Origin of the sequence: Brevibacillus sp. DP1.3A, assembly GCF_013284245.2 — a bacterium.
Classification (GTDB): Bacteria; Bacillota; Bacilli; order Brevibacillales; family Brevibacillaceae; genus Brevibacillus.
Genome location: NZ_CP085876.1, coordinates 974057 through 996252, shown reverse-complemented (window position 1 = coordinate 996252; position 22196 = coordinate 974057). Strand labels below are relative to the sequence as shown.

Annotated in this window: 22 protein-coding genes; 8 read left to right on the top strand and 14 right to left on the bottom strand. The window is 45.5% G+C overall.

What is annotated here, in order from left to right:
* Positions 1 to 296: 296 nt before the first annotated feature.
* Entirely contained in the window at positions 297 to 2261 is a 1965-nt protein-coding gene (locus tag HP399_RS04425) for a M6 family metalloprotease domain-containing protein (protein WP_173616870.1), read from the bottom strand.
* Between the two features lie 475 nt (positions 2262 to 2736).
* Positions 2737 to 3117: a winged helix-turn-helix transcriptional regulator gene (locus HP399_RS04420; protein ID WP_173616871.1), complete on the bottom strand. Its 381-nt coding sequence runs from the start codon at positions 3115 to 3117 to the stop codon at positions 2737 to 2739.
* A gap of 246 nt (positions 3118 to 3363) precedes the next feature.
* Between HP399_RS04420 and HP399_RS04415 the strand changes: the two genes are divergently transcribed.
* A complete protein-coding gene (locus tag HP399_RS04415) occupies positions 3364 to 4026 on the top strand; it encodes an NAD(P)H-dependent oxidoreductase (protein WP_173616872.1) in 663 nt (220 codons plus the stop codon).
* 59 nt (positions 4027 to 4085) lie between these two features.
* Here the strand turns inward: HP399_RS04415 and HP399_RS04410 are convergent, their stop codons facing one another.
* On the bottom strand, positions 4086 to 4364 hold the full coding sequence (locus HP399_RS04410) for a hypothetical protein (protein ID WP_173616873.1): 279 nt from the start codon (positions 4362 to 4364) through the stop codon (positions 4086 to 4088).
* Positions 4365 to 4460: 96 nt separating this feature from the next.
* On the opposite strand from HP399_RS04410, the gene HP399_RS04405 reads away from it, so the two are divergent.
* Both HP399_RS04405 and HP399_RS04400 read left to right on the top strand, forming a co-directional pair.
* Complete coding sequence (locus HP399_RS04405; RefSeq protein WP_173616874.1) at positions 4461 to 4769, top strand: hypothetical protein; 309 nt, start codon at positions 4461 to 4463, stop codon at positions 4767 to 4769.
* A 400-nt stretch (positions 4770 to 5169) separates the two neighbouring features.
* Complete coding sequence (locus HP399_RS04400; protein ID WP_173616875.1) at positions 5170 to 5817, top strand: hypothetical protein; 648 nt, start codon at positions 5170 to 5172, stop codon at positions 5815 to 5817.
* A 55-nt stretch (positions 5818 to 5872) separates the two neighbouring features.
* Here HP399_RS04400 and HP399_RS04395 read toward each other — a convergent pair whose 3' ends face one another.
* Positions 5873 to 6655, bottom strand: coding sequence for a tetratricopeptide repeat protein (locus tag HP399_RS04395; RefSeq protein ID WP_173616876.1), 783 nt, complete (start codon positions 6653 to 6655; stop codon positions 5873 to 5875).
* 161 nt (positions 6656 to 6816) lie between these two features.
* Here HP399_RS04395 and HP399_RS04390 point away from each other — a divergent pair, with 161 nt between their 5' ends.
* A complete protein-coding gene (locus tag HP399_RS04390; RefSeq protein ID WP_173616877.1) occupies positions 6817 to 7674 on the top strand; it encodes an SDR family NAD(P)-dependent oxidoreductase in 858 nt (285 codons plus the stop codon).
* A 63-nt stretch (positions 7675 to 7737) separates the two neighbouring features.
* On the opposite strand, the gene HP399_RS04385 is transcribed toward HP399_RS04390, so the two are convergent.
* The gene (locus HP399_RS04385) at positions 7738 to 8223 is read right to left on the bottom strand and encodes a DUF2165 family protein (protein ID WP_255654182.1); all 486 of its coding nucleotides are present in this window, start codon (positions 8221 to 8223) and stop codon (positions 7738 to 7740) included.
* Positions 8224 to 8516: 293 nt separating this feature from the next.
* Between HP399_RS04385 and HP399_RS04380 the strand changes: the two genes are divergently transcribed.
* Positions 8517 to 9980: a MocR-like pyridoxine biosynthesis transcription factor PdxR gene (locus tag HP399_RS04380; RefSeq protein ID WP_173616879.1), complete on the top strand. Its 1464-nt coding sequence runs from the start codon at positions 8517 to 8519 to the stop codon at positions 9978 to 9980.
* 506 nt (positions 9981 to 10486) lie between these two features.
* On the opposite strand, the gene HP399_RS04375 is transcribed toward HP399_RS04380, so the two are convergent.
* The 8 genes from HP399_RS04375 to cyoA form a co-directional block, all read right to left on the bottom strand.
* On the bottom strand, positions 10487 to 11443 hold the full coding sequence (locus HP399_RS04375; RefSeq protein WP_173616880.1) for a carbon-nitrogen hydrolase family protein: 957 nt from the start codon (positions 11441 to 11443) through the stop codon (positions 10487 to 10489).
* 68 nt (positions 11444 to 11511) lie between these two features.
* Positions 11512 to 12084, bottom strand: coding sequence for an SCO family protein (locus tag HP399_RS04370; protein ID WP_173616881.1), 573 nt, complete (start codon positions 12082 to 12084; stop codon positions 11512 to 11514).
* 15 nt (positions 12085 to 12099) lie between these two features.
* The gene (locus HP399_RS04365; protein WP_173616882.1) at positions 12100 to 12426 is read right to left on the bottom strand and encodes a c-type cytochrome; all 327 of its coding nucleotides are present in this window, start codon (positions 12424 to 12426) and stop codon (positions 12100 to 12102) included.
* A gap of 36 nt (positions 12427 to 12462) precedes the next feature.
* Complete coding sequence (cyoE, locus tag HP399_RS04360) at positions 12463 to 13329, bottom strand: heme o synthase (protein ID WP_173616883.1); 867 nt, start codon at positions 13327 to 13329, stop codon at positions 12463 to 12465.
* 27 nt (positions 13330 to 13356) lie between these two features.
* Positions 13357 to 13689, bottom strand: a complete 333-nt coding sequence (gene cyoD, locus HP399_RS04355) for a cytochrome o ubiquinol oxidase subunit IV (protein WP_007723955.1) — start codon at positions 13687 to 13689, stop codon at positions 13357 to 13359.
* On the bottom strand, positions 13690 to 14286 hold the full coding sequence (gene cyoC, locus HP399_RS04350) for a cytochrome o ubiquinol oxidase subunit III (protein ID WP_173616884.1): 597 nt from the start codon (positions 14284 to 14286) through the stop codon (positions 13690 to 13692).
* On the bottom strand, positions 14286 to 16259 hold the full coding sequence (locus HP399_RS04345) for a cbb3-type cytochrome c oxidase subunit I (RefSeq protein ID WP_173616885.1): 1974 nt from the start codon (positions 16257 to 16259) through the stop codon (positions 14286 to 14288). The genes cyoC and HP399_RS04345 overlap by 1 nt, the downstream gene beginning before the upstream one ends.
* 36 nt (positions 16260 to 16295) lie before the next feature.
* Entirely contained in the window at positions 16296 to 17201 is a 906-nt protein-coding gene (gene cyoA / locus HP399_RS04340) for a ubiquinol oxidase subunit II (RefSeq protein WP_173616886.1), read from the bottom strand.
* A 259-nt stretch (positions 17202 to 17460) separates the two neighbouring features.
* On the opposite strand from cyoA, the gene HP399_RS04335 reads away from it, so the two are divergent.
* From HP399_RS04335 to HP399_RS04325, 3 genes are read left to right on the top strand one after another with little or no spacing between them, the layout of a single operon-like run.
* Positions 17461 to 18981, top strand: a complete 1521-nt coding sequence (locus HP399_RS04335) for a spore germination protein (RefSeq protein ID WP_173616887.1) — start codon at positions 17461 to 17463, stop codon at positions 18979 to 18981.
* A 6-nt stretch (positions 18982 to 18987) separates the two neighbouring features.
* Positions 18988 to 20112 (top strand): Ger(x)C family spore germination protein, encoded by a 1125-nt coding sequence (locus tag HP399_RS04330; RefSeq protein WP_173616888.1) that lies wholly within the window; start codon positions 18988 to 18990, stop codon positions 20110 to 20112.
* 12 nt (positions 20113 to 20124) lie between these two features.
* The gene (locus HP399_RS04325; protein WP_173616889.1) at positions 20125 to 21210 is read left to right on the top strand and encodes a GerAB/ArcD/ProY family transporter; all 1086 of its coding nucleotides are present in this window, start codon (positions 20125 to 20127) and stop codon (positions 21208 to 21210) included.
* A 41-nt stretch (positions 21211 to 21251) separates the two neighbouring features.
* On the opposite strand, the gene HP399_RS04320 is transcribed toward HP399_RS04325, so the two are convergent.
* Positions 21252 to 22169 carry a pseudouridine-5'-phosphate glycosidase gene (locus tag HP399_RS04320; protein WP_173616890.1) on the bottom strand — a complete coding sequence of 306 codons (918 nt, stop codon included), beginning with the start codon at positions 22167 to 22169 and terminating at the stop codon, positions 21252 to 21254.
* Between the last annotated feature and the right edge of the window lie 27 nt (positions 22170 to 22196).

Below are 22196 nucleotides of genomic sequence, written 5' to 3'. Positions count from 1 at the left end.
GCCTCCTGTTTTTAATTATATTAATTAAAACTTTAATTTTATTCAAGCGTTTTTTGATAAAATGAAAATTAACCATAAAAATAGAGCATCCTCACCTGATGCTCCCTCTCTGGTCCTCATCCTTCTACTCAACCTTCGTTAATCGAATATCCATCCAATGTGCCCAGCTCTCATCATTGCCCAGCAATTCCCCCCGAGCAAATAAAAAGGTTATCAAATGCCGAACGAAACTCTCAGCAGATGATAACCTTTTTGGGTAGCGTATCACTGATTGAAATAGCTACCCTCACCATACATTATTGCCCAAATACATTGATTTCAGCTGCACTTGTCCATGGGTTATTGTTTACCTCGCTTAAGGCACGCAGTTTCATATAGCGACCTGTCTTGGCTGCAAAGCTGACTTCTTTCAACGTGGTATCATTTGCAAAGGTACCTGTGGCTACAGCTGTTCCCCAATTCACTCCATCACTACTGACGTAGAACTCATAGTTCTTGATCGTTCCGTTCACTTGACCATCTTGTCTTGGCAGGTAACTGAATTTGGAAAGGCTATACGTTGCACCCAAGTCAATTTGAATCTCGTGCGGCATTGGAGCTACGGGGCTCCATTTCGTGTGCCAAAACGTGCTGTTGTTTCCATCAAAGGCTTTCGGGGCTTCATTGTACAATTCATCGCTGTCTACATATTTTAGCGTCCAATTCGTTTTCGGAATCAGACTGGCTTCTCCTGCTGTAACTGCCACATTCATGGCGGAATTACTTGTGCTTGTCGTCGTAATCGTTACTCCCGATTTTTCTCCAGTGTAGGTATTACTGTTCGGATTGGTGTCTGGACTAAAGGAGGCAGCATGATTATTATTCGTGTAATAGAATGGGTCTTGGTATTCGCTCACGGATTGCTCTATGTCAATGAAAGGATGAGGATCATTCGTGTTATTATTCATGGATTCATCAATGTGCCAAACCGCGATGCCTCCAGAAACTGTTTGCAAGCTAGCATCATATCCAACTTTTTCGCGATTCTCAACTAAAAAATACGTATTATCCTTTAAAGGAACCTTTAAAACATTATAATTATTCGGGATGGCTTGTAGCGTAAAATTGTTAGCGGCATTTACTACAGTTGGTGTGACAAATCCTAATTTTCCTTTTGACCAGGCATCCATATGAGTGGGTGTAGTTCCAGGATCTTCCCCTTGGAGATTATTCCAGGTTCCATTTGCCATTATACTTAGACCACCCACATGATTATTAGCACCATAGAGATCTGGAAGGCCCAAGGAATGACCCAATTCATGAGCAGTGATACCCATTGTTGCCATATGACCAAATTGTTTTTCACCCTGCGTCGTATACATACCTGATACTGTAACACCATCATGATTTGTATTGGGAGCATACCACTGATGTGCCCAAATATTTGGCACTGCACCACCACTAGCCTCTTCATTACCAGCAAGAACAGTTACAATGTAGAAGCCGTCTTTGGAGTCGATGACTTGATCATTATTGGTATCAAAACTAGCAAAGTTCACCTCAGAATCCGCTTTATCCAGTGCATCTGTTATAACCGTCCTAATGTCTTTTCCCGATGTATCCGGATGAGCGTAATCTAATCTTACTTTCACAACTCCATCATTTTGCGTACCAAATATTTCGGCTGCTGGAGTGATCTGTGCTTTTCCATTACTCACTTCATTATAGTAATGCTTTACTGACTTTTGATTTGCAGAAAAGAATTTGTTGCTCCAATCGTTGGCGCTATATGCGATATCAACATCTGTAAACCCAATTAACAAAACAAGCAATTTTGGGGTTCCTGAAACTGGCGTGACACTTCCGTCAATATTTTCTGGCGATCCCGAAAATTCTTGTTGTAGCTCATTCATGAACTCCTGTTTTTTATTCGCTTGAGGATCGTACTCATTTATCCATTTCATCAAATTTTTCTCATTTACCGCTTCGGAAGGCTTTTCGTCAATTTTATATTTTATCCCCGTAGATTGCAGATCATCTGATGTAAGTTCAGCGTAATTCCAATATCCCTCCTGATCTTGTAAAAGTACATCGCCATCCTTTGTGCTTGCCCAATGGAACCATTCATCTCCATGCATCACAGCTTGAAACGATTCACCTGACGGTTGCTCCATTTTGACAACTCCATCGTATGCGGGTGCGGCAAAAACATCCGTTTGAATGTACAAAACACAAATCAAAGAAAAAACAGATGTGAACAGGTATTTAAAACTTCTTTGCATAAGTCTTCCTCCCGTTTTAGAAGTTGTTATCCGATAGGAATGGTTTCCTCTATAGATTCATGAAGATCGCCCCCCTTTCTTTGGCATGCGGAAAATTCTGTTGATAACTGCACCAGATTCATACATAGGATGAATCGACAGATCATCTTTACAGAACCACCAGAATACCCTTACCTACAATATTGGGAAATTTTGGTAACATGTTAACTTTTTCTATAAAACGGGGACTTTTTTATAATTAGCCAATAAAACGGAATGGATGGAACATGCTTTCGGCACACCATAAAAAAAATCCCGCCCCTCATGATGAGAAACGGGATCACCCAGAAATCGTGTCCACCGTATAAACCAGAAGTGGCGTTTGTTGCAACTTTCCGTCTACCCCATGTTTCACAGTTGTTCGTCCTATGTAATAGTCGGAAAAACCACCGGGAGGTTACAAAAAAGAAAAAACCACCCTTTCAGGTGGCGGTTTTCATGACCCGTGAGCAGTAGATAGAGACTCTTCTGGTGCCTCTGTTTGAAAATGATCTCCCCATTCTCGCAAATACTCAATGACAGGTCCCAAGCCTTGCCCTAGCTCGGTCAACTCGTACTCTACTTTTGGCGGAACGACCGGATACACTTCACGCTTGACGATTCCTGCTTCCTCCAACTCCCGCAATTGTTCTGCCAGCATTTTATGATTCACACCGATTATATTTTTCTTTAATTCTCCGTACCTTTTTTTCCCTTTGAACAGCTGACAAATGATTGATACCTTCCATCTTCCCGCAAAAACCGAGACGGCAAGCTCGATCGGGCAAGGATATTCCTTGCCATTTAATAGGTACCTCATCGCTGGTTTCTTCTTCATCCCACTCACTTCCCTTTTCGTAAGTATTAACCGAAAAAGTGCGTACTTACTTTTGTTTAGTGTATTCGGTATGCTCAGTTTTGTAAAACACTTTTAAAGGAGGGAGCTCATGTAAAAGTAAGTGCGGGTAGGCCCAGTCGACATCGCTTACGCAGTGGAGGGAAACGGTCCCGCTCTGCTATTGATCCACGCCAGCCCATTTTCTATCAACGGTTTCATAAACTTATTCGAAAGAAGGATGACATCATGCGTAAAGACCAAATCATAGAAGCCTATCAATTCAGACATGCCTGCAAGGAGTTTGATGCAGCTAAAAAAATTACGAATGAAGACTTTGATTTTATTATGGAGACTGCTCGCCTGTCACCTAGCTCCTTTGGTTTTGAACCATGGAACTTCCTCGTGCTACAAGATTCGACGCTTAGAGAGAAGCTGTTACCCGGCGCATGGGGTGCGCAAAAACAACTGCCGACCGCAAGCCATTTTGTCATCGTATTGGCTCGGACCAAACAAGAAATGGCCGCTGATTCCGAATATATCCAACATATGATGAAAGACACGCAGGACTTGCCAGAAAACGTCGTACAGCAAAAAGGCGCTGCTTACGATCACTTCCTGAAAAACGATTTCGCCCTGTTTGATGACGAGCGAGTCATGTTCGAATGGGCATCCAGACAGACCTACATCGCGCTTGGCAATATGATGACGTCTGCTGCGATGATCGGCATTGATTCCTGCCCCATTGAAGGCTTTGCAAAAGAAAAGGTTGAGGATATCCTTGCAGCGGAGGGGCTTCTCGACAGAGAACGCTTCGGCATCGCTTGCATGGTGGCTTTTGGCTATCGGAAAAATGAACCTCGTGCGAAAACCAGACAAGCGAAAGAAGAGATTATTCGTTTTATCGGATAAAACCAGCGATTGGCTGTACGTAAAAAGCATTCGAATTCCGAATGCTTTTTGACGTTTACTTACTCATCCGTATACTGAAAGCCTACGATACGACCTGCTTCATCCACAGAGATCGTGATTCCCTTGCCTGTAGCTGGACGGAACGTCACCTCTACTGTCACAAAGCCATACTCATAGTCTTCAAAAATGGCACCGCCACCGCCCTGCTCGACCTTTGCCTCTACTTTATACTGACTTGCTTGATCGCCCACCAGCTGTTTCAGAAAAGCAGCTGCTTTCTCTATTGCCACCTTCTCTACTGGGAGCTTTTTCGACACCCAATCTGGATTTTGGATCATTACTTTACTCCATTCGTTTGTACGGGTATCCATGATAACGAAAGCTTAGACAGTGTGTAGCGCCTCCTACAGGAAACGGATGCCGAACCCATTATTTTGTATCCCGGCGATACGTGGACGCCACATGAAGCTCATGATCTTGAGAAGGCGCTCTCCCTCTACGCACAAGACTATGAGAAGATGGCTTCCTCTCCCACTCTTCTTCCTTCGGTCAAAATCGAATCGGACAAGCTCTTCGAGGCTGGCTTGGACTTCAAGGAACAGATTCGGAAAAATAATCATTCGCTGTTTCTCTCTATCGTTAGGCCCGTTACCTTTTATTTGTCAGACTATCAAAAAACATTTCGCTTTTCCCTAGCAGATGGGTTGATCGAATCCCATGCGATCCACTCGATTGTGATATGAGGATGGAGTACACTGCGCATCAATGGTAGACTGCAAGCGTCAAAAGGTCGGAATGCCCGTTTCAAGCGCTTTGTCATGCTCGGGCATGTGGCACAGCTGAACAATTTCGGTGGGGTGGAACGGGGCGTTTGTCCGTTTTGCGGTAAATTATTTGGGAGAGAAGATTCGCAACCGCTATATTACGACACACAATATTTGAAAATAGGAAAATACACCCATTTTATCGTTGTATGAATGGGTGTATTTTGTCCTAGACCCCTTGAGTATGTAAGAGAGAAGAGTTAATGATAGAATATTCGCAATTAACCTCTTGTATTTCCAGTATTATGCACCCCATGATAGAATCGGTAAGGAAATTCCGTACATTTCCAATTATGTATAAAAAGGTGGATCTATTCAGATGAAAAAACTAGTATCCGTAGCTTTGTTGCTCTCCATGTTGGCTGTCTCTGCTTGTTCAAACAAGCCAGCTGATACTAAGCCAGCTGAGCAAAATGCAACACAAACCACAGAAGCCGCTAAACCAACTGAAACTCCAAAAACAGATTCTGCTACACCAGCGCCAGCTGCAACAACAAACGACAAGCTGGAAGCGAAAAAAGTTCTGAACGACAAAGTGGAAATCTTGATTCCAAAAGGCTTTACTGTCATGTCTGATGAGATGGCAAAAGAAAAATACCCAATGGAAAATCGTCCTTCCTTGATTTATACCGATGAAAAAGGTTCCATTAACATTGCGTTTAGTCATACAGAAACACCTATTCAAGACAGCCTTCTCAAAGACATGAAGGATCCGATGAAACAAGCGTTCTCCAACATGTACCAAGATGCAACCTGGTATCGCGATGAAGTAATCCAAATCAATGGGAAAAACGTTGGTGTGTTCGAACTGCTGACTCCTGCTGCTGATACGAAAATTTACAACCTCATTTTCTTTACAGAGCTCGACGGCAAAATGCTGATGACTACTTTCAATTGCACCGAGGCACAAATGGAAGAGTGGAAGCCGCTCGCACAAGAAATTTTGATGTCTTATAAAGTGCAATAAGGAAACAACGATTCCCCCTCATAAAGAGTAAAAGCACCCGCCAATGGGTGCTTTTTTAGCTTTTTCTTTTTGCTGCATCCAACTCTTTCTTCCAACGAAGCAGGGCCTCCCGAGAAGGATAAGGATTGGGAAACTGCAATGCTTGCTCGATGGATTGAAAAGCTTGAGCATGCATTCCTGCTTTTCTTTGCGCGTCCCCCAGGTAGTACCAATACCTCGCCGAATCGCTCTCTTCAAGGACAGACTCATAGTAGGCAACCATCTTCTGAAAATAATAGGGATAGACATCGGCTGCGATTACCAGACTTCCTGCGTCCCACCTATACACCTCTACTTGAAACGCTTTTCCGCTATCATGTAGCCACAGAGCAAGCTCAGCGTTGCCATCCATTCCATTAACCCCTGGCATGTCTTCCACCTCAACCCTGCTTGCTCGTGTCTCCTGATGGAGCATGTGCATAAATCCATTCGCCGACCACTGCAAAATATCTATGTTCGACCATACCCCGCCTATCTGCCACCCAATCAATAAGCTATTCATTTGGGCATCGACAATGGGAGCAGCCAATAATTCGGAAACCGTATAGCCTTGTCCTTTGAAATTGCCGATTGGATGCCAGCGATTCTCATCCTGCTTGGCGACCATGACGTACATTTCGCCCTGATTGCGATAAACACAGGCTATTTCCTGACGATTATCACCATCGAGATCAGCGATGATAACGGCTGGTTGATCGTGCGGCTTTGGCATGACCACTAGTTCTGCCGTAGGAGGTATCAAGCTCTTTATGACGCTCCAATGCTGCGTTCCGATTCGCTTCATATTGGTCTCACCCATCTTTCTAGTCTCACCAAAATATATGCTACTTTTTTCACCACATGCTCGCAGTATCCAAGATTGCACTCAATCACAAATATAAATAGACATTTTATAATATTATCTATTATAATCAAAACATTAATCAAGTGTGTTTGAGTTTCGTTTAAAGGAGGTATGTCATGAAGCAGTTTGAAAACAAAGTAGCGATCATTACCGGAGCGGCCAGCGGTATCGGTCGCGCATTGGCAACGCGCTGTGCTGAGGAGCAGATGAAGGTTGTTCTTGCCGATGTAGAAGTAGCGGCGCTCCAACGAGTAGAGCAGGAATTACAGGCAGCAGGAGCAACTGTCCTCGCCGTCGTAACGGACGTAAGCAAAGAAAAGGATATCCAGATGCTTGCACAGAAAACGCTAGACTCGTTCGGTGCTGTCCATCTATTGTTCAATAATGCAGGGGTTGGCGGAGGCTCGACAATCTGGCAAAGCACCCTTGCTGATTGGCAATGGGTCATGAATGTGAACTTGTGGGGTGCCATTCACGCTACACAAATTTTCGTACCCATGATGTTGAAGCAAGGGACTGAATGCCACATCGTGAACACCGCCTCTCTCGCTGGCCTAGAGTCCGGACCAGGGAATAGCATTTATCGTGTAAGCAAGCATGCGTTAGTCAGTCTGTCGGAAACCCTCTACCACGAATTGAAAATGATCCAATCCAAAATCGGTGTTTCCGTTTTATGCCCCGGCTTTGTTCAAACGCAAATATGTGACGCCCATCGCAATCGTCCAGCCGTGTACAGCAAACCAGGAGATATCGTGGAGCCATCACCGATGACCACCGCCATCGACCAGTTCATTCGTTCAGGTGTCGAGCAAGGAATTTCTCCAAAAGAAGTAGCTGATCACACCTTCCTGGCGATCAAGAGCAATCGCTTTTACATTCTGCCAGACCCCTCGTATAGAGAGACTGTGCGTCAGCGAATGGAAGATATTTTGAACCAGCATAACCCGACGTTCGTGATTCCCTCGCATATTTAACTCCGAACGAAAAATGCGATTCAAACAAAAAAGCCACGCTCTCAAAGGAACGTGGCTCTACTACTACCTATCTGTTAATTCTCGATCTCGTAAAGAAACCAAAATCACGAATCCAATCATCACCTCTGTAATGTTAAACGCTACCTGCTGACCATTCCATACTTGTGATTGCCACATAGCGAACCACTCTGCGCCCACAATCGCAAATCCGAAAAACCAGATGCAAAAAGCAACCATGTAAGCGATGTATGCGAATGTTTTCGAGTTATTGAACGTTTTTGCATCCTTCTTTGCATTACGCAGCATATTTCCTGCCGCGATCCAACCAAAAAGTGAGAATAGCCCTTCCGCAATGATGATTCCGATATAAGCAATGGTGTGAGCAGTAGGATCAGTAATCGCTCGCCACATAAGTGCGTTCCCCTCAAACGTGGTGTCCATGGACAGAACATGTTGGACAAATTGATAATTGGAATGGTAGTCCATAAGATTCCCTAAGAAAATGGATGTTCCAAATGCTGCGGATAATGCTACAACCAAAACCTTCAAATACCGTAGCGTCAAATTACTCAATGATGATCACGCCTCTTTTCCCTCGCTTTGTGTCTTTACTCATTCTCGATCGGATTGACACACCCTTTCTCTTTGTTAGAAAAATCTATCTATTTTTATCGCGAGTATTCATCACCACTAGATGGAAACCTAATCATACTCATTCGGAAATGGAACCATCCAATTCATGATTTTTTTACCCATCCATGTTCAACAGTTTGGAACGGTTTTGTCACATGTATTTTTCTTAACAATGTTATGATGAAATGGATTCCCCCATATAACAAACAATGAATATGTGCAAGGTTGTGATTATCATTTGGAAGCCTGATCGGTCGAGCAGTCAAACTCTATACCACCAAATAGCCGATGAGATTGAACGCAGAATTTCATATGGAGAGTTCCCCCCTGGGAGCCTGCTCCCTTCTGAGAGAAAACTGGCTGAGCAACTAGGAGTAAACCGAAGCACTGTTATTTTAGCGTACGAGGAACTTCGGGCATTAGGCATCATCGAGAGCAGAACAGGAAGCGGTACTCGTGTAAGTAAAAATAAATGGGAGGCAACTCCGAAGCATACACCCAACTGGCATCGATATGTAGAAGGTGGTCAATTCCTCCCGAATTTGTCTTATCTGCGGCGGATTAGAGAAGCCTTGCAAAAAGACAGCAGTCTAATCGACTTTGCGAGTGGGGAGTTGTCTTCTCAACTCTCTCCAGGTAAGGAAATCAGTACACTGATGAAGGAAAACCCCTTCACCGAATATTTGGGATACGACAATCCTCAAGGCTTTACGCCATTGCGTGAAGAGCTGGTCTCGTATTTGTCACGATACCGGAATGTGCAGACAACAGACTCTTCTATTCTGATCACGTCGGGTTCTCAACAATCTCTGTATTTGATCACCCAATGTCTGCTTGCACCCGGCGATGCAGTTGCCATCGAAGATCCCTCTTATTCTTACTCGTTGCCTATGTTTCAATCTGCTGGACTTCGCCTGTTCCGCCTTCCCGTCAGCCATAACGGAATTGATCCAGAAGATATTCGAGCCTTGTATAAAAAACATCGGATCAAGATGATCTTTATCAATCCCACTTTTCAAAACCCTACAGGAATTTGTCTGGATCCCACTCGGCGCACGCAGCTGTTGGATGTAGCAAGCGAACTCGGTCTGCCGATTGTAGAGGACGATCCTTTCAGTCTGACTTCCTATGACGGCAAGCCTCCACTGCCACTCAAATCATTGGATCAGCTTGGCTCCGTAGTCTACATTGGTTCCTTTTCCAAAATTGCTGCATCCGGTTTACGAGTCGGTTGGATGGTGGCGCCTCATTCCGTTGTCGAGCGTTTGGCAGATGCCCGCCAGCAGATGGATTTTGGCCTGAGCGTGGTACCACAAAAAATCGCAGCCCAGTTTTTGCATTCCGATAACTTCCTACCACATTTAGAGCGGTTACGTATGCATTTACAGTACAGAAGAGATTTGCTTGTGGAGGCACTGCAAAAAGAGTTGCCCAATGAGCTTTCGTTCACCATTCCCCAAGGCGGATTACACTTGTGGTGTAAAATTAACCCAGATGTGAACGACAACCAATTATTTGAAGAAGCCGTTCGCAGAGGCGTCGTTTTTGTGCCTGGCAGTGTGTATGGTTCAGACTCCGGCTACATTCGCTTTACCTTTGCGCGACCAAAAGAAGAGGAAATTACGCTTGGCGTCTCTAAATTTGCGGCTGCGTTGAAGGCTGTTTTGTCATAAAGATGGTGGTCCGCTAACAATTTCGGTCGGGGGAAGCCCTGCCACATGTTTTCCAGTCGCCTGTATCCTCTCTACGTTCGGGCGGTCTCCTTCCAAACATGTGACAGGACTTTCGTACAGTATTTGTTTATTTCAAGCTTTTAGAGCGTTTTTGCAGGTCAGAACAAGAAGCTTTGATCACTTTTTTTACTACTTGGATTCACCTATGAGTATTTTCTAAAGCTACGTAGGAAGAAGCGCATTTCCAGTCCAAGCGCCTCTGGAGCCCATCCCAGCTTCAGAACAAATGGCGGGGAATTTCAGCTTCACTTATGGAATACTTCATTGTAACTACTACGTTTGAAGCGCTCCCGCCATTTGTTCCGAAGCGGACAGTTTTAACCCCTTGCGGGGCGTAGGCCGAAGCGTAGACTGGAAATGCGCTTCTTCCCCCACCACAGCAGCTACAAAAAGGACCTCCACCGCTTTTATCAAGCAAATGGAGGTCTTTTTATACTATATAAGCTCTACTTCATCCACTTCACATTCTCTTTTTTCTCTTCATTCACCAACAACGTAAAAACATCCGGTCGCGAGTAATGTCCAACAACATCAAAATCGAATTGGCTATAAGCGATATCACGAATGTCCAGATCAGCGTAGAGAATCTCCTCCCGACCAAAAACAGGCTCGACGATATAGTCACCCAATGGCCCCACAATCGCACTTCCACCTCTGCTCATCTCGTCTGGAGAAGAAGCCAGATCGTCGTAGCAAGCCAAATCAGTTGGATACATATCTTTTGTTACGTACTGATTGCTCGATAAGACGAAGCATCTGCCTTCCAATGCGATATGGCGGATGGTAGCTTGCCATGCATCTCTCGCATCAGCTGTTGGCGCGATGTAGATTTGAACGCCTTTTGCATACATTGCTGCTCGCGCTAACGGCATATAATTCTCCCAACAAATCAGGGCCCCGATCTTACCGTAAGGAGTATCGAATACCGGCAAAGTACTTCCGTCCCCTTCGCCCCAAATCAATCGTTCGGATGCAGTCGGCTTCAGCTTGCGATGCACGCCAAGCAACTCACCATCTGGTCCGAAAAATAAGACGGAACAATATAAGGTGCCACCGCTATTTTCATTGTCTCTCTCGATCACACCAATGACGAGATACACACCAGCCTTGCGCGCTGCCTCCCCGAGCTTGTCTGTCTCTTCACTCGGGACGACAATCGAATTGTCCCAATAACGAAACCAGTCTTTACGCCCCTCAGGGGAACGACTGCCAACTTTTGCTCCAAATGTAAGTCCTCTCGGATACGCAGGGATAAAAGCTTCGGGAAAAACAACGATTTTCGCTCCTTTTTCGCCTGCTTCCAATGTCAGTGAAACCGCCTTTTCCGTACTTCCATCACGATCCATTATGACCGAAGCAGCTTGAACAACTGCTACTCGTACGTTATGTTGCTGAATTGACATGTTACATCCCCTCCCAAATAGAGAATCTGTCTTTCTTACCTATTATTCGGCGTACCCGACTGGCTCCCCTACTCCTGCAACGCTTTCATATCCTCGATAATTTGATTGTAAGGCACGTCCGTCATTCCTTCATAACGGTTAACCACTGTTCCCTTTTGATCAACCAAGTATAAAAACGTGTCGTGGATGATTTGATCGGAATTAGGGTCCTTTTCTATCGGAGTCTTGAATGACTTGAGAATAAACGTTTTGATCTCATCAAATCCATAGCCAGTCAATGCATGCCAATTGGAGAAGTCAGCATTGAATTTACCCAGATATGACTTCAATGCCTCTGGCGTATCTCTTCCTGGATCAACCGAGAAGGAAACAAACTCCACATCAACGCCCGCTTCTTTTGCTTTTTTCTGCAATTCAGCCATGTTTGCTGTCATCGTAGGACAAACGGTTCCACAATACGTAAAGACAAAGTTTGCAACCCATACCTTATTTTCTAGGTCTTTCGATGAAAAAGGCTTCCCTTCCTGGTCCGTATAAGCAAATTCATGAACCGGATAGTTGTAATCAAATCTTGCTGGACCACACGCAGTTACCAAAACCATCAGGATACTGAGCATGATCAACCAAGCTGTTTTTTTCATTGTACCGCCCCTCTCCTATTCTTTTTTCTCAGAGAGCCACTTCGCTAACTGGCCGATTTCTTCTGCGCTGAGTACATTTTCATAACCAGGCATGCCATTTGCTCCGACCGTAATTATTTCAACGAGTTTTTCCTCCGTCATTTTCGAGCCAACTTGCTGCAAGCCTGGACCCACCCTACCAGATAAATCGTTACCGTGGCAGCTCATGCAATTATTTTTGTATAGCTTCATCGCACTTTTATCTGCATCTGCAACTTCTGTTTGCTCTTCTGTTGCACCACTTCCGCATGCAGTTACGAGCAAGAACAGAGAACCGATCATTAGATACTTGATAGCTTTCATGGAATTCCCTACCCTTCCTACGGGAATGACTATCCCTTACAAAAAGGGACGGCCTGTCGTATCCACTACCATGCACACAAACACAATCATCAAATAATTAATCGAGATGAAAAAATTCGTCTTCGCCCATTTTTCCGTATTCTCCGACACAATCCCAATAATCGTATGCCCCATCCATACCATTCCGAATAGGAAGGAAACAGCGAAAAAGATAATCCCTACGTACCCCAACACATACATAATCGTTACCGTTGGCAATAGCAACACTACGTACGGAATCATTTGCAGCTTGGTCCGCTTGATCCCCTTCATTACTGGGAGAAGAGGAAATCCAGCCGCTGTATACTCGTCTACACGTCTAATGGCAAGCGACCAGAAATGAGCAGGCTGCCACAAGAAGAGCAACGCGAACAAAAGCCACGCTCCTGCGTCAATCTCATTCGTATAGGCACAATACCCCATCACAGGCGGCATTGCCCCGGACACTCCACCAATGGAGGTGCTCCAAGTGGACGTTCTTTTGAGCCACATGGTGTAAACGACTACGTATACGAACATCCCGAACAATCCGAGCCAACCTACTAACGCATTGACTTTATAAAATAGCACCAGTTCTCCCGCAAGACCGAGAACCAGGGCGTACAGCAGTACGCCCCCAGGTTTCAGTCGTCCAGTAGCAAGTGGCCGGTCTTTCGTACGGGTCATTTTTTGGTCAAGCTGCCAGTCCCAAATGTTATTTAACACGCAGGACGAAGCCATTGTGAGTGTGGTCCCGATCATCAGCCATAACAAGAGCATCCAATCCGGCTCCCACTTACTCGCTACCCAATACCCACCGAATGCTGCTACCAGATTTAGTTGAAGAATGCGGGGCTTAGTGAGCTGTATCCAATCTGCTAGCATCTCCTACCCCCGATTGAATTTACGTCATTATAGTGCGACCATGTTGTACATCATGATCCAGATGGAACCGATCACGATGAGGAATACGATAAACAACCCGAGTAAAAGCGACATCAAGTTGTAGCGTGGTTTATCCTCTTCTTTCAAATGCATGAAGAAGAATAACTGGACAATAAACTGGAACAGAGCCGCTACTAAATAGATGATGAGTCTCTTATCACTATCCAACCATCCGTTCTCTAGGGCCAAGATGGGAATGATTGTGAGTACAAGCGACAAGACGAAACCGATCACATACGATTTCAGGGAACCATGACCGCCATGTTGTTCTGTCGTGCCATGCACAGATTGCTTGCTCAATTAATTCACCCCCATCACATACACGATGGTGAAGACGAAAATCCAAACAACATCAAGGAAATGCCAGAACAAGCTGATGATGTTTACTTTTCGCTTGGTCACTGGGGTAATACCGCGCTTCGCGATTTGCATAATCAAGATGATCATCCATCCTAATCCGAGAGCCACGTGTAAGCCATGCGTTCCTACCAATGTGTAAAAGGCGGTCCAGAAAGCACTCGTGCTAATCGTTGCCCCTTCACTTACGAGGTGCATGAACTCGTTGATTTCCAGGAACAAGAAGGATGCTCCCAGAAACACAGTCACACCGAGCCAGTTCATCAATGCAAGACGATTACCCTTATTCATAGCGAGAATCGCAAGACCACTCGTAAAGCTACTGGTCAGCAAAATAAACGTACTCGCGTAAATACCATTCATCTGAAACAGATCTTTTGGACCTGGACCACCATCCGTGCTCCCTTGCAGTACGATATAAGTCGCAAACAAGGTAGCGAATAAGATAACATCCGTCATGAGGTAAATCCAAAAGGCAAACGTGCGCAATTCCTCTTGGTCTGGATGATGATCATGGTGTCCAGCATTCACATTAGCCATTACGTAATCACCCTTCCTGCTTCCGCCTCTGTACGTTTAATCTCTTCCACCGTGACGTAATAGTCCGTGTCGTAGTTAAACGAGTGAACAACCATACAACCAATCACACCGATAAATCCTGGTACAGCCATCCATAGCCAGTCAAAAATCAAACCGAATCCGACAAAGAACCAGAACATGGACATTACAATCGGAATACCGGAGTTTTTCGGCATATGAATCGGTTCTAGCTCTACTTTCGCTGGCTTTTCCAAGCCTTGCTCGATACGTAGCTTTCTTTCATGCCAATCATCTTGAGACGTTACCTGCGGCATTACGGCAAAGTTATAGAACGGAGCTGGAGAAGGAATCGACCACTCCAACGTACGAGCATTCCATGGGTCTCCTGTTGTATCTCTCTTCATATGTTTGATGCTGTGTGCAATGTCCCAAATTTGGACAAGGAATGCAGCACCCATGATTACGGCACCAATCGTCGATACCAGGTTCATTTCGAACCAGCCTTTGTCCCAGCCGTACGTGTAAAGACGACGTGTCATTCCCATCAAGCCCAATGCGTATTGCGGCATGAAGCACAGGTAGAACCCGATGTTCCACAGCCAGAAAGCCCAACGGCCAATACGCTCATTCAGCTTGAAGCCAAAAATCTTCGGCCACCAGTAATACAAGCCTGCGAAGAATCCAAATACGACACCCGCAATGATCACTTGGTGGAAGTGTGCAACGAGGAAGTAGCTGTTGTGATACTGGAAGTCAGCAGGTGCCACGGACAGAAGTACACCCGTCATCCCACCGATGACGAAGTTCGGGATAATCCCGACCGTCCACAGCATCGGCGTTTCAAACGTAATTTTTCCTCGGAACATCGTAAACAGCCAGTTAAACACTTTCACACCCGTCGGAATCGCAATTAACATCGTCGTGACGGCGAAGAAGGCATTGACGTCCGCACCGGAGCCCATTGTGAAGAAATGGTGCGCCCATACAAGGAACGAGAGAACGCTAATGATGATCATGGCGAACACCATGGATTTGTAACCAAACAGCTTTTTCCGTGAGAACGTCGCAACGATCTCGGAGAAAATCCCGAACGCTGGCAAAACGATAATGTAAACTTCCGGGTGACCCCACATCCAAATCAAGTTGATGTACATCATCGGATTACCGCCGCCATCCAAGGTGAAGAAGTGCCCACCCAAATAACGGTCAATAAACAGCAGTGCCAATGTAACAGTCAAGATTGGGAATGCGAAAACGATCGCGATACAACTCGACAAAACTGACCAGGAAAACATCGGCATCTTCATCAAAGTCATACCAGGAGCACGCACTTTCAAGATCGTGACGATAAAGTTAATCCCGGTCATCAAACTACCAATACCTGAGATCTGAATCCCCCAAATGTAGAAATCCTGACCTGGTCCCGGGTTAAAGGCTAGCTCCGAATACGGTGGGTAAGCCAGCCATCCTGCATCCGGGGAGCCCCCAATGACGAAGGACAAGTTAAACAGCATCGCCCCTGAGAAAAACAGCCAGAAGCTGAGCGCATTCAGAAACGGAAAGGCTACGTCACGTGCACCGAGTTGCAGCGGCACGATAACATTGAACAAACCAAACATAAGCGGCATCGCCATAAACAGAATCATAATGACGCCATGCGTCGTAAAAATCTGATTGTAGTGATCCCCACTCAAAAACTGCATCTCAGGCATGGCAAGCTGAGCCCGCATCAGGAGAGCATCTACCCCTCCTCGAAACAGCATGAGAACGGAAGCGAGAATGTACATGATACCGATCTTCTTGTGATCGACAGTTGTCAGCCATTCGCGCCAGAGCCATCCCCATTTTTTAAAGTAAGTCAGCACCGATACGATTGCGATCATACTGAGCACAATGCTGACGTCCGCACCGTAAATAAGTGGATCGCCTGTTACGAAAAATTCAGAGGCGAATTCTTTCACACTCTCCCACATCGTTGTCTCTCTCCTCCCTCTTTCAATTTCAACCGACTATTCTTTCACCCGCGCTGGCGGTTGCACTCTCGTAGATAAGCCGTGATTGTGTGAAGCAGCATACTTGGTCACAGTCATCTCGTACAATCCTTCAGGGAAAGCAGAGAAATAGCGCGCATCCGATGTTCCTTGTTTGGTCAGCTCTTTGTAACCATCCAGCGTCAGCTCAGGGGAAGTATTTTTCACCTGATTCACCCATTGATCAAAGTCTTCTTGGGAAGTCGCATTCGCTGTAAAGAACATCTTCGCAAATTCTTTTCCGGTAAAGTTCGCACCAGATCCCATGTACTCACCCTGCTCATCTGCTTGCAGGTAGAGAGTCATAGACATGCCGGACATAGCATAAATCTGACCACCAAGCTGTGGAATCCAGAATGAATTCATCGGAGCGTCAGATGTCACTTCGAATCGGACTGGCACATCCTCTGGGAACTGCACATAGTTCACAGTGGCAATGCCTTGTTCAGGATATTGGAATAGCCACTTCCAATCCAAATTCGTCACTTGAATCGTGATCGGTTTCTTCTCGGATTCCAACGGCTTGGATGGCTCCAACGAATACGTATACCGAACTGTCACGATCCCAATTAACGTAATAATGATGATGGGAATGCCCCACCAAATGATTTCCAGTTTCGTACTGTGTTCCCAATTAGGCGTGTACTTCGCCTTTCTTCCTTTTCTGTCACGGTATCGCCATACAATGACAAAAGTAAGAATTAGTACAGGAACAATCACAATTAACGTTAAAAGCGTGGATAAAATCATTAAGTCCTTTTGCTGTTCACCAATGGGTCCTTTCGGATCGAGCACGATATAGTTATCAGCGCAACCGGTCGTCAAGAACAGCAGGATGAACATGAACAAAAATGACATACAGCGTACTGTCTTGGACGTCTTCATGTCCTTGTCCTCATCTCCTATCACCATGCACAGGGTACTATTGAAACAAGTCTTACTCTAAAGCCCGACCAATAGAGTGTCACCAGCCAATGACAAAGTGGATCAACCAGCCATGTTCAAGAATCCGCTGCATTTTGGACACTTTTTGGACATAAAAAACCCTCCTCACGCAAGAAGGTCCTTATCTAGTCGAATGGAATTGGAAATCGATGGGTACCCTAAGATCACTTCCATCTCATTACTGATTAGGTGAAGCTACGTGATCAAAAAGTTTCGGAGAAAGCTATCCATCCATCAAATCAAACAAAATCAGGAACCACAAGAAACTCCCTTACAGGAGGATCTTCAAGCAAATGTGACCACCGTTCGGAGTCATTTTGGGTTCACGAGTGATCTAGCCGTCCGAACCATTTGGCTTGGGACAAATCAGTCACACCAAGCATCTTTGCTGTTCTTAAAAGGCATGTCGAATCAAGACGTCATGGATCGGGATGTCATTAGACCGCTGATGAATACCATTGGCGATCTCCACGAGGACATGATTGATCATATGATGAATGCTGTTCTGCATGTCTCGCTGGCGTGGAAGGAAAACACCCTTGAAAAAGTACTCGAGCAGCTTGCCCGCGGATATATCGTGCTTTTTATTCATAACCAAGCACAATGCATTATTATCGGAGCCAAATCACTTGGACAAAGAAGCGTGGAAGAGCCTGCCAAAGAAGCAGTCATTCGTGGGCCACGCGAAGGCTTTATTGAAACGATTGACACAAATCTCTCACTCATTCGCAAAAGATATCACAATCCCAATCTCCAAATTGAAACCTACTGGATCGGTACACAATCGAATACAAGGGTATGTCTCGCCTATGTCCGAGGAATTGTGAAGGAAGAATTGGTCGACGAGGTGAAAAAGCGTATATCCGCCATAAAAATGGATGCCATCTTGGACTCCGGCTATATTGAGCAATGGATCGAAGACGAGCCTTTTTCCATTTTCCCAACCATCTTCAACAGTGAGAAACCGGACATCCTGGTAGCCAAGATTTTAGAGGGGCGTGTCGCCATTTTGGTAGACGGCAGTCCGGTTGCCCTGATGGTACCAGCCACGTTTCAAGAGTTTTTTCAAAACCCGGAGGATTACTATTCCCGCCCTTTTTATGCTAGCTTTTTGCGCTTGCTTCGCTATGCAGCATTTTTTGTCTCAGCATTTCTCCCATCTCTCTATATATCTTTCGAAAATTTCCACAAGGACTTAGTCCCCCCCACGTTGTTGTTCAGTTTTATCAATGCCAGAGAAGGGGTTCCGTTCCCTTTGCCAATTGAGCTGCTTCTTATGGCGATCGTGTATGAATGGCTGCGTGAGGCTGGGGTCCGCATGCCTCGCCCCATCGGACAAGCTGTCAGCATCGTAGGAGCTTTAGTCATTGGTGAGGCCGCCGTTAGTGCGGGATTAGTTGGAGCGCCGACCGTTATTATCATTGCCGCGTCGGCCATCACTTCGTTTATTTTCCCAGCCATTTCTGATGTGGTAGTCATTCTGCGATTTGTCTCGATATTTGCCGCCTCGGTGCTTGGATTGTACGGCAATTTTCTCGTCTTTTATCTGGTTGCTATCTATTTGTGCGATCTCCGCTCGTTTGGGATGCCTTATCTTGCTCCTTTAGCTCCTTTGAAACTGCAAGATTGGAAGGACTTCTTTATTCGCCTTCCACTTTGGTTTATCAAACAAAGCTCTGGTGCTACCCCTTTCCCACTGAAGAAGAAAAAGGGAGAATGATTGATCATGAAGACGCTAACCGCTGTGATAGGCTTGCTGACTGTCATTTTAGGGGGTTGCTGGAATAACATCGAGCTCACTCAGACAAGATTTGTCACGGCAGTTGGAATCGACTTGAACGAGGAAGGCCGTTATGTCCTTACTGTGAACGTCATGAAGCCAAGCAGTGGAAAAACGGATGGAGGCACGGCGGAAAAAAGCGCGATTATCCAATCGACAGGCTATACCATGTTTGACGCGGCCCGAAATATGATCGAGTACTCGGGGTACAAGCTTAGCTATCATCAAATGCAATACGTAGCGATTGGCACGGACGCAGCCAAAAAGGATATCATCGGTCCCCTTGATTTATTTTTTCGCGATCAGGAATTATCCGGGCGTCACTGGGTCATTTATGTCGAAGGGAAAGCGGAAGCTCTCCTGCACACAAAAGGAAATACGAACGACATCCAGCCTCTGCAAATCAACGAAAAAATGCTAGCCAGTCGAGCCATTGGCAAATATCCACCCGTACGTTCGCTGGACCTTATGCGCATGATGGCGAGTAAAGAGAAAATAGGCTATCTGCCGATCAGTCATCCTATCCAATCGAAGAAAGAAAGCCGCGAAGCTGGAGCTGTCATTATCAAAGGCGGAAAAGCGATTGCTTCGATCAATGAGACACAGGCGCGCGGATTACTGTGGACAACGGGGAAAATAAAAAGCACGATTGTCATCGTTCCACTCAAGAAGCAGGGACAATACGCATCGATTGAGATTATAGGTTCCAAAACAAAAATCCGTCCCGTTCTCGAAAATAATCAGTTACATATCCAGGTGACTGTCCATCCACACGGATATATCGGAAGTCTTAATCATCCCATTCCAATGGACACAGAGACGTATAAATCATTGCAGACAAAAGTCAATCATGTCATTCGAGATGAGATCCATGAGGCTGTAGCAGTAGCGAAGAAAAACAAGGCCGATATTTTTGACTTTCATGAATATGTGCATCGCGCGTATCCACAAGTGTGGAAAACCTGGGAAGAACAATGGCCCGCTCACTTTTCAGAACTAGACGTAAAAGTGAATGTTCAGAGCAAGCTCCTCTTAAATGGACTTCTGGCAGAGCAACTTGGCGAAAAATAAGGAGTGGGATGGTTGGACGTCCGCATGATTTCAAGATTTCAGTGGGTCTCAATCCATGCATTAAGTCTCCCCATCATGGGACACGTCGCCCTAATCGAACCATTGATTCATACCGCTGGCAAAGACGGCTGGATATCTGCTCTGATCAGTATCCCCTCAGGCATTCTATTCGTCCTGCTGCTGAGCATTCTGCGAAGTAAACTTCAAAGCAACTCGTTACTGACGGGAACAGAAGAAAAAGCCGGTAGAGCACCAGCTATCATTTTATGTGTGATCTTACTCGCCTATTTTCTGTTTGCTTCTGCTACGACGATGCGGGGTCTGGAGGAGTTCATCAGTATAACCTTTTTGCCGGAGACGCCTCTCTGGGCAATCGGAACGAGCTTCATGCTTCTCATTTGGTTCAGTCTGCAAAGAAACATCGAATCCATCGCTAGAATGGCCGTCATCTTTTTTTTGATGACGATGATAACAGGACCGCTAGTTGGACTGACACTCATGCAAGAAAAAGATTATGCCCGCATTTTGCCGATCCTCGACAATGGATGGGGACCTGCTCTGGAGGGCTCGCTTTACTATGTGGCCTTGTGGGGGGAATTGATCTTAGTCCTCCTGCTTCAGACAAAATGGGTGGGAGTGCGTCATGACTTTAACGGTTTCTCTTTTCTTGTGTTATTTAACGTCTTTTTGGGCGCCTCGATGCTAATGGGTGCCATTGCTGTATTTGGGCTGCCTCTCTCGGAAAATTTGGACTGGCCGGTACAAAATACAGTCAGACAAATAAAATTGGGATTTATAAGCCGCGGGGACATTTATGGTTTATATACGATGACAGCAGGCTCTTTCATCCGAGTAGCGGTATTTTTGTACGCCATCTGTGAATGTCTTGCCTTTCTTCTTTCCACCACTTACAAAAAACTGAGCTTACCTGTCTGTTTGGTTACACTTTTCCTGTCTTTACTCGTGTTTTCCAATCATCAACAACTCTTGCAAGCCATTCACTCCTATTACAAGTATGGATACGTGCTCCTGCTGCTGCCGATTTTTTTACTGATTCTTTTCCGGATCAAAGGGGGAAAAACGGTAGAGAACCCTTAAGTAAGCAAAAGAAAAAGGCCACCCCAAGGCGGCCTTCCCTCCTATGATTCGCTACGGTTTAACGCAACGGCAATTTGTGCAGCGAGCTTTGCATTATTTTTCACTAGGGCAATGTTCGCCTCCAGGCTTTTTCCGCCTGTTCGTTCTTTTACATTCGCTAACATGAATGGCGTTACTTGCTTGCCAGTGATTCCTTGGTTTTTCGCATCATGCATCACTTGGAGAATAATTGCTTCGATTTCATCGTAAGGGATTGCATCCGCTTCGAGGATCGGATTGGCAATCACCGCTCCGCCCTTCAAGCCGAGTTTCCATTTAGCATCTAGCATCGCAGCTGCCTCTTCTGGCGTATCCATGCTTACAGACACATCGAATCCACTTTGGCGGGAGTAAAAAGCCGGGAACTCGGTTGTTTGATGGCCAACAACAGGTACTCCGAGCGTTTCTAAGTACTCCAGTGTTCTTCCAATATCCAAAATGGATTTGCAGCCCGCACACACGACTGCCACATTTGTCTCTGCCAGCTCCGTCAAATCAGCAGACACATCCCACGTCACTTCCCCTTCACGGTGAACACCGCCAATTCCACCTGTTGCAAACATGCGAATGCCTGCCAACTCAGCACCGATCATCGTCCCCGAAACGGTTGCCGCTCCTATTTTTTTCGAGGCTAAAATATACGGGATGTCCCGGCGGCTAACCTTGGCAACATTTTTGTTTGTCGCGAATTCTTCCAGCTCACTCGCACTCAAACCAATCTTGATTTGCCCATCCATAAAACCAATCGTTGCCGGAACAGCACCATGATTGCGAATAATTTGCTCTACGTCATTCGCCATTTCTACATTTTGCGGATAAGGCATTCCATGGGAGATAATCGTCGTTTCTAGTGCAACAATCGGTAATTGATGATCAAGTGCGTGTCTGACCTCTTCCGAAAAGCTGAGATATTGTTTCATAGAATTCTCCTCCAATACCTGATTGTT